Annotated in this window: 9 protein-coding genes and 2 pseudogenes; 6 read left to right on the forward strand and 5 right to left on the reverse strand. The window is 68.1% G+C overall.

Annotated features, from left to right (window positions below; translation table 11 throughout):
• The 3 genes from ROTAS13_RS27815 to ROTAS13_RS15925 form a co-directional block, all read left to right on the forward strand.
• Positions 1-261, forward strand: a 261-nt coding sequence (locus tag ROTAS13_RS27815) for a hypothetical protein (protein WP_216348661.1), incomplete at its 5' end; no start/stop codon positions are given.
• Positions 258-944 (forward strand): recombinase family protein, encoded by a 687-nt coding sequence (locus tag ROTAS13_RS15920; RefSeq protein ID WP_075822813.1) that lies wholly within the window; start codon positions 258-260, stop codon positions 942-944. The genes ROTAS13_RS27815 and ROTAS13_RS15920, both read left to right, overlap by 4 nt.
• A complete protein-coding gene (locus ROTAS13_RS15925; protein ID WP_075822814.1) occupies positions 941-1,762 on the forward strand; it encodes a DUF2971 domain-containing protein in 822 nt (273 codons plus the stop codon). Before ROTAS13_RS15920 ends, ROTAS13_RS15925 begins: the two co-directional genes overlap by 4 nt.
• Positions 1,763-1,798: 36 nt before the next feature.
• Here ROTAS13_RS15925 and ROTAS13_RS15930 read toward each other — a convergent pair whose 3' ends face one another.
• The 5 genes from ROTAS13_RS15930 to ROTAS13_RS15950 form a co-directional block, all read right to left on the reverse strand.
• Positions 1,799-2,071, reverse strand: coding sequence for a hypothetical protein (locus ROTAS13_RS15930; protein WP_075822815.1), 273 nt, complete (start codon positions 2,069-2,071; stop codon positions 1,799-1,801).
• 7 nt (positions 2,072-2,078) lie between these two features.
• Positions 2,079-2,426, reverse strand: a complete 348-nt coding sequence (locus tag ROTAS13_RS15935; protein WP_075822816.1) for a hypothetical protein — start codon at positions 2,424-2,426, stop codon at positions 2,079-2,081.
• A 33-nt stretch (positions 2,427-2,459) separates the two neighbouring features.
• Positions 2,460-2,765 (reverse strand): hypothetical protein, encoded by a 306-nt coding sequence (locus ROTAS13_RS26395; RefSeq protein WP_075822817.1) that lies wholly within the window; start codon positions 2,763-2,765, stop codon positions 2,460-2,462.
• Positions 2,766-2,769: 4 nt separating this feature from the next.
• Entirely contained in the window at positions 2,770-3,396 is a 627-nt protein-coding gene (locus tag ROTAS13_RS15945) for a ParA family protein (RefSeq protein ID WP_075822818.1), read from the reverse strand.
• Between the two features lie 406 nt (positions 3,397-3,802).
• The gene (locus tag ROTAS13_RS15950) at positions 3,803-4,255 is read right to left on the reverse strand and encodes a helix-turn-helix domain-containing protein (protein ID WP_075822819.1); all 453 of its coding nucleotides are present in this window, start codon (positions 4,253-4,255) and stop codon (positions 3,803-3,805) included.
• A gap of 1,393 nt (positions 4,256-5,648) precedes the next feature.
• On the opposite strand from ROTAS13_RS15950, the gene ROTAS13_RS15960 reads away from it, so the two are divergent.
• The 3 genes and pseudogenes from ROTAS13_RS15960 to ROTAS13_RS28155 form a co-directional block, all read left to right on the forward strand.
• Positions 5,649-6,587, forward strand: a complete 939-nt coding sequence (locus ROTAS13_RS15960) for a hypothetical protein (protein ID WP_075822821.1) — start codon at positions 5,649-5,651, stop codon at positions 6,585-6,587.
• A gap of 128 nt (positions 6,588-6,715) precedes the next feature.
• A pseudogene (locus ROTAS13_RS15965) lies at positions 6,716-7,166 on the forward strand (NAD(P)H-dependent oxidoreductase); the annotation flags it as partial.
• A gap of 254 nt (positions 7,167-7,420) precedes the next feature.
• Positions 7,421-7,541, forward strand: a pseudogene (locus ROTAS13_RS28155) (helix-turn-helix domain-containing protein); the annotation flags it as partial.

A 7,541-nucleotide genomic window follows, 5' to 3' on the forward strand; every position in this document is an offset into this window, starting at 1 on the left:
GCGGTCCCGGGCACACGAGGCGACTGGACCGGCTACGGCGCCGAGGGCGCCGAGACCGCGACCCTGTTCCCGGCCGACGGAACGGGCCGGATGCTCCGGCTCGACATCGTCCCCGACAGCGAGGGCTGGCGGTGTATCTGCCGCGAGGACCTGAAGCCGCCCGGGTGGAACGACCCGGCCGCCCGGCGCGGTCACTGCGCCCATCGTTGGGAAGCGCGGGTGGACGCCGAGGCGGCAGCCGCTGCCTGGGTAGCCCCGTGACCGACTACGTCGCCTACTACCGGGTCAGCACCGACCAGCAGGGCCGCAGCGGCCTCGGCCTCGAGGCGCAGCGCGCCGCCGTCTCCTCCTTCCTGAGGCCGAGCGACCGGCTCGTCGGCGAGCACACCGAGGTCGAGAGCGGAGGGGCGGTCCGCCGCCCGCAGCTCGACGCCGCCGTGGCGCTGTGTCGGCGCCGCAGGGCCACCCTCCTCGTGGCCAAGCTCGATCGCCTCGCTCGCCGGGTGAGCCTCATCAGCTCCCTGATGGAGAGCGACGTCCCCTTCGTCGCGGCTGACATGCCCGAGGCCAACCGGCTGACCATCCACGTGCTGGCGGCCGTCGCCGAGCACGAGCGCAGCATGATCTCCCAGCGGACCAAAGATGCCTTGGCGGCCGCCAAGGCGAGGGGCACGCGGCTCGGCGGGGACCGGGGATGGCGCCCTGCCCCGGACGACAGCGCGGCCGCCCGGGCGGCGCTGGCTGAGGCCGCGACCCGGCACGCGTGGTTGGTCTTGCCGGAAATCGAGCGGCTGCGCGACGAGGGCAGAGCCACCCTCGCCTCGCTGGCGGAGGGGCTAGACGAGGCCGGAGTGGCGACACCGCGCGGCGGCAGGTGGACGCCGACGGCGGTGCGGCGCGCCCTGCTACGGCTCGGCCGCTGGCAGCCAAGAGCAGCCGCGTGACGGCGGCCGAGGAGCCGCCCCACTTCTACAAGTACCGGTCTCTTGAGGGCTCTGGCGATGGATCCGTGCGGGACCGGACGCGGCGGATCATCGCCGACAACGCGGTTTGGTTCGCCAGGGCCGCCGACGTGAACGACCCCTTCGACTGCGCCCCCGGCTACAGCCTGGCGGCCCCTGCCCCGGTCTTTCGGAAGTTCCTGCACCGGCTGTTCCGGGAGAAGGCGCCCGCCATGGGGCGGCACGCAGTGCGGGTGCAGCTCGCGGCGATACGCCGCGATCCGGCGCGCCAGCAGAACTCCCCCCAACTCATTGCGGAGATGCGGCGTCTTACGGCGGCGACGGTGAACTCGGCGGGGTTCTGCTCGCTGTCCACCCGGCCCGACCATGTGCTGATGTGGTCGCATTACGCGGCGTCGCACACCGGCATATGCCTTCGCTTCAGCGGCGCCTCATGGGCTTTCCCGTTCCGAGCCGCGCAGCGCGTGACCTACCGCGCGGAGCGGCCCGTCTTGAACCCCGTGCTCGATGACGCCGACGCCATCGTGGACAAGACCTTCCTGAGCAAGGCTGACTTCTGGGCTTACGAGGAGGAGTGGCGGGTGCTGAGCCATCCCGGCGGCCCCGTTGACCCAGCCGGTGACCCTGGCCTCGTGACCTACGAACCTCGAGCCCTCGATGGGGTCATCTTCGGCGCGAACACCAGTGACGCCGACATTGCCGAGGTAACCCGGTGGGTGGCAGGGCGCGAGCAGCCTGTAGAACTGCTACGGGCGCGCCCCAGCCCCGATCACTTCCGCCTCGACATCGGCCCTCTCTGAGGGTGGGGAACTGGCCAGGAAGCGGCTAGGTGACCGCTATCCCATCTCCTCGTAGCCCTGCTCCTGGCGCCGGGCAGACCGCTTCGGGGTAGCGGAGGGCACCCGCTGGACGATCGCCACGATGCCGCAGTCGCGCAGCTCCAAGGACAGGGCGCTGCCGTCCTCGATCCTGGAGAGGGCGATGCTGGCCTTTCCGGCCTGCAGCATGCGGTCCATGGCGTCGCGGGCCTCGCGCATGCTCGCCCCCCGCCGGGCCAAGGCCATGGCGGCGTTCACGGTCCGGAGCTCGGCGCCCTTGATGGGCTGCATCCACGCCTCACCGGCGAAACCGGAAGGGTTTCGGGACATGACCCGGGCGGGCCCCAGACGTGCGAGTGCTTCCATGGATTTCGAGTTCATAACGCCCCAACATATAGAGGGCTTTCTGCGCGACTGCCCGCAGATTCGCCTGCCCAACGGATTTCGAGTGAACGCCGGGGCCGCCATTGATGTGGCAGCCGCGCATCGTCACCTTATGGCCATCCTCCTCATAGTCCCCCATCAAGTAGAGGTCGCCGATGGGGGTGTGAGCGATAATGGTTACAAAGGGATGCGCCGTCAGGTCCGGGATCCACTCAAAGGTGATTTCGTGCGGCTGCCACACCGCACCCGAGCCGCTCATCATCGGGCTACCAGCGACCTAGCCGCTTTCTAGCGGTCATCTTCCCCCTTCCCTCTCCAGAGCTTCGACCGCTTGCTCGATGACCTCGGCGACCAGCAGGCCGCGCTCCTTGGCAATCCGTAGGATGGTCTCCTTGGTCGGCGTCGATACCTTGACGTTGAGCTGCAGGGTCCGCCCGGTCGCCCGCAGCGAACGGCCGTCGAGTATCGGCGGCGCCGCTGGAGCTGGTGCCGGTGCCTCGGGCGCTGGAACAGGGTCGGGCTGCCGCTCGATGCCGAGCGCCCCCTCCGTCGGCGGCGGAGGGGTCGGCAGACGGCGCTTCAGCTTTGAGATGTCGGCCACGGGTCTACTCCGGGATGGCGTCGATCAGGGACTGGACCACGGTGTCGGCCGCGCTCCTCAGGGTGGGCGCCGCGGCCTCGGTGACCGCGCGGCCACCGTTCTGGGCGACGCGGTAGCTGGCGCGTTCGGGCAGGTATCCGGCGGCGACGCGATACCCGGCCTCGGCGATGAACGCCCGCGCCGCCTCGGCCTCGGCCTCTGTGCTGATCCTGGTCAGCGCGCAGACGATGCGCTCGACCGGGATGCCCGCCTTGGCGAGCGAGTGGGCCACGCGGACTACCGGCCGCAGGTCGTCCAGGCTCGCCCCGGCCGGGAGCACGGCGAGGTCGGCAGCCTTGGCAAGCGCGACCGTGTCCTTGTCGGCTCGCGCGGGGCCGTCCAGCACCAACATGTCGGCGCCATTCGTGCGCTTCAGGGCGTCGGACAGGTTCGAGTAGAGCTGTGCGGTCGGCGAGGGAGAGAGCCCGGCCGCCAGCCGGTCCCGGTGCCAGTCGATCTGGCTGCCCTGGTTCACGTCCAAGTCCGCGATGTGGACACTCAGGCCACCGCGCGCCGCCTCGACCGCGAGGGCGCGGGCCAGGGTGCTCTTGCCGACCCCGCCTTTCTGGCTGACGAAGGCGACCACTATCATCGGCTATGTCCCCGCTTGATCGCCTCTAGCTAGCCGCTACCTAGACGCTCCAACGGGCGCCGTCCACCCTGCGATGGCAACCCTCGGCCATGTTCCCGTAGTGTTCCCCTATCGGGACACACCGCCTCGATGGCGAGCCAAGCCCAACGGCGCCTCTGTGGTACTGCCGTGGCCACGCGTTGCAGGTCCGGGGTGGCTGCGGCCGCACGGGCTACCTGTCGCTCGACCGCTTGGAGCGGGTTCTACGGATCCCTCCGTCCACGACGCTCTGGTGCAGCGCCGAGCGGCTGCGCTGCAACGGGTGCGGCGAGCGCCCGCAGGTCACCGGCATAGTGCGGGTGGGATACCGGCGACCTAGCGGTTAGGTAACGGCGAGATGCCGTAAACCAACGGCATGTTCCCGAGCCTAAGGCTCTGATTTCACGGCAGGCTTCAGGAGTTCGATGATCTTGACTGCGGTTCCGAAGTCAACGTTTTGATTGACTGACAGCCAGCAGCTGCCGTCCTCGAGCATCCGCAGCGCGAGGGGCGCGCCGGGGTGGTCGGATGTCTGGCTGTAGATGCGGGCGGTCGTCTGCGCGGAGAGCCCCGGCATCAGCTCCTCCGCCGTGGTGCCGAGGGCCTTGGCCAGCGCGTTCAGGTGGCCAGGACCGGGCATGCTGCGGGCCCGGATGTAGACCGAGATCGAGTCACGCCCAATCCCCGCCCGCCGTGCCAGCTCCGACTGCGACCACCCCCGCGCGAGCATGGCAGCCTGGAGACGGCGTCCGAACTCGGCCTTAACCACGTCAGGCGGGTAGCTGGCGCTGGGGTCCCAGTTTTCGCTGGGGGGTGGATGGTAGACGGGGGTCGCTCCCACAGCGCCTTCCTCCTGCTGGGCGGCAGGGGTTGTAGGGCGGCGTGTCGAAAGCGGTCAACGAGGTATGCGCTGAAAACGACAGCGGGGGTCGCACCATGTGCTCCCCCCGTTACTCCCCAATCGACAAACACCTTTCCTCACCCGGGTAATACCTGCCGGGAGCCGTGTAACACTTTTCCGGAGCCGTCAGACCGGCACTCCCATGCGTCGCAGTGCTTCGTGGAGCGCGCCACGGTCCGGCATCGAGCTGAGGTCGCGGGGTAGGCGCCCGGAGTAGACCAGCCGGAACGCGCCCGTAGGGGTGGCCGGGAACGAGCGCGGCGGGACGAGCGGCAGCGGGGCGGCGTCTTGGCGGACGCCCAGGTGGCGTAGGCCCGGGCTCGCTTCTCGATGGCGCTTCCGCAGTAGCCGCTCTCGTCCGGCCTGACCAAATCCTGGACTTCGCCTCAATTCGCGTGCCGACGCCTCGGCTGGGGGCCGTAGACGTCCGCACGGTCGTCACCGAAGGCGAGCTCGCGCGCAGTCGTCTCGGCGCGGGTCATGGCCCAGCGGTTCCCCGGCCGCCGTACTACCCAGACGGACCCGCCGAGCGGCAGGCAGACCGTCTCCTCGGCCATTGGAGGCACCTCGCCGTCTTCCATGGGGTCCAGGACAGCCACGGCCTGCGTCTCTGCTGCGTGGCTGCCGAAGCTGGCGGGTTCAGCCCGGTGCTGCCCGCGTAGGAAGTGTCATGAGGTCCGAGCGGGCTGGCAGGGTGGACGAGCGCACCGGATTTGTGGCCTACGACCAGCAGGCGGCGCGAGAGGAAGGAGCATGGTGTTGTCCTCGTGCTGCAGGGACGTCGGCCGCTGTGTTGTCTGGTTTCAACGGTATGCGCCGCACATTGCCAGGAATCGCAGGGTCAAAATGGCCTTTGGAGCCGCCTTTGGTGCCGCTGCCAGAATGCTGCATGCGCTGGATCCGTTCCCTTCTCGAACCCGTCTTCCTTTGTTTCTTGGGCTTGCCGGTCGCGGCAGTGCTTGCCCTCGCCGCTCGCTCCGTCGTCCTCCTTACTGCCTACTTCGGCCACGCTGGGCAGCTTGGTGGGGATGGTGGCGCTGGGGCTGGCGTGGCGGCGGGAACTCCGGCGGCGATGTTGTCCACAGGACGGCGTCTAAGAAGAGTCTAATTATATAAGTCTAATAGGAAAATTCGTTTACAGAATCATGAGCTTGCGAGGGGGTAGTGTCCCCGCGATTCCCGGTAGTGACCCTGCGATTCACCTGCCCCTTAGGGCCGTCCACAATTTTGTGGAAAACTCGGGAATGGCGAGGTCATTTTCTGGGCTCACAGGCAGCGTCCGTCGCGCTACCGTGCCGACCCCGGGAATGGCGGGGTCAAAATAGGGGCGAACATGGTGCAGGGCGGGCCGCAGGCGCTGAGCGAGGTGGAGCGGCGCCGCTTGGAGAGGTTGGAGCGCACCCTCAAGAACCGGCGCGGCCGGAGGGCACCGTCCGTCATGCCGTCCCGCTTGGCCCGCACCAGCGCCTTCGTCCCTCGGCAGCAAAACTTGAGTTCTGACGCTGACTTCTCGAGGGTCTACGTCGTCCCGCCGCATTCGGTGGTCGAAGTGCGGGGCAGGGAGCTCGGCACCCGTCACCGCGATATGCTGATGGCCTGCTTTCGGCTGCGGGCGCGCCGCGTCGAAGCCGTCACCGTCCTGGGAGAGAAGTTCGTCTTCTGCAGGACGGAAACGAGTTGGCGGGAGTTGCTCGCGGCCAGCGGCCTGACCAGCCACGTGAACAACCTCTTGGTCGCGCTCCGCATCCTGGAAGAGCTGCGGACCACGACCATTCGGGTCTTCCGGGGGAGCTACGAGGACTACCAGGCGGCGTCGGCCCGGGGGCGGCTCGCGGGCGCCGGGTGGTCGGACGCCCTTATAGGACGGATTGAGTGGGACGGCGCCACGCTGGATGCCAAGCTGACCGTGGAATATGGCGAGTGGGTCCGCCGGACGCTTGAAGAGCGGCACCTCGTCTCGGTGGATGCGGACACATACTTCCGGCTGGCCAGCGACTACGCCCGCTGCTGGTGGCCTTACATCGACTCCCAGCCCGCCCACTCGTGGATTGGCATTGAGACCCTGGCGACGCTCGCAGGCAAGGACTACGCCGAGTTGACTACTCGGCAGAGGGTGAAGCTCAGGGAGGAGGCGAGGCAGGCGCTGGACGACATGGTCCGCGCCGGTGGCCTGACGTCATGGGTCACCGAGCAAATTGGCAGCGGCCGCGCCAAAACTTACCGCTACCGCTATGAGCGAGCAGCCGGGCCGCAGGCCGAGCTGCCCGTCTGACTCCCCGTACCAACCGTCTTGGTAGATGGCCGGTCCCGGCAAAGGAGCGCGACGGGGGCACTCTGACCAGACCGATTTAACTCGCCAGCCTATCCGCAAAGTCCCGACACGCAACCAGCGTGCCCGGCGACCATTCCAAGGTCACCGAGCTCCGGGACCTCTCGTTGTGGTCCGAAGGCCAGGTCTGGTGCAGCCCGGAGCGACACGGCGCCGTCACCGGCATCCTCAAGAACCAGATCGACTGGCTGCCGCTGGAAAGCCGCGGCGTCCGGCCGACGCAGGGGCGCACGCTGGCGGTGATGCAGGTCTCCGGCGGCAGCCAGAGCTTCAACGCGGTGAACACGCTGCGCCTGCTGGGCCGCTGGGTGCGGATGGTCATCATCCCCAACCAGTCCTCCGTGCCCAAGGCGTACGAGCAGTTCGACGAGGACGGGCCGCATGCTGCCGGGGCCGCTCTACGGCCGCCTCGTGGATGTCATGGAGGAACTGGTGAAGTTCACCCTGCTGACGTGGGATGTCTCCACGTACCTGACCGACCGTTACAGCGAGCGAAAGGAGGGGGCGGAGAAGCAGGCCTAGGCTGACCTCGCCAAGCTCTCCGGGGCCGTCGATTAGAACACTCAAGGGCGCATCATACTATCGAACTGGGTGGCGGCACCCGGAGGCACGGTGAACATCCTGGGGCTTGATCTTGGAAAGCGGGCATTAAGCAGCCAGGCTGTGGATCGGCATGGAATAGGAACCCTGTTGGAGGGGTGATCGGCGTCCAAACGGGACCCCACTGACGGCGGGGTTCACAGTGGTTTCCGGGATGATCGGGAGCCAGTGCTGGGATGCTGGTCGTGGAGACAGTGGCAAAGATCCGGCGCCTGCACCGGGTGCAGGGCAAGTCGATCAAGGCGATCTGTCGTGAGCTCGGGATTTCGCGAAAGGTGGTCCGGAAGGTTCTGCGGT

Source organism: Roseomonas sp. TAS13, assembly GCF_001950415.1.
In the GTDB taxonomy this organism is placed as follows: domain Bacteria; phylum Pseudomonadota; class Alphaproteobacteria; order Acetobacterales; family Acetobacteraceae; genus Roseomonas; species Roseomonas mucosa.

Excerpts from the sequence above, each read along its gene's own strand:
- ROTAS13_RS15935 (WP_075822816.1), bottom strand. The coding sequence starts at position 2,426 with ATGATGAGCGGCTCGGGTGCGGTGTGGCAGCCGCACGAAATCACCTTT.
- ROTAS13_RS15945 (WP_075822818.1), bottom strand. The coding sequence starts at position 3,396 with ATGATAGTGGTCGCCTTCGTCAGCCAGAAAGGCGGGGTCGGCAAGAGC.
- ROTAS13_RS15930 (WP_075822815.1), bottom strand. The coding sequence starts at position 2,071 with ATGCAGCCCATCAAGGGCGCCGAGCTCCGGACCGTGAACGCCGCCATG.
- ROTAS13_RS15960 (WP_075822821.1), top strand. The coding sequence starts at position 5,649 with ATGGTGCAGGGCGGGCCGCAGGCGCTGAGCGAGGTGGAGCGGCGCCGC.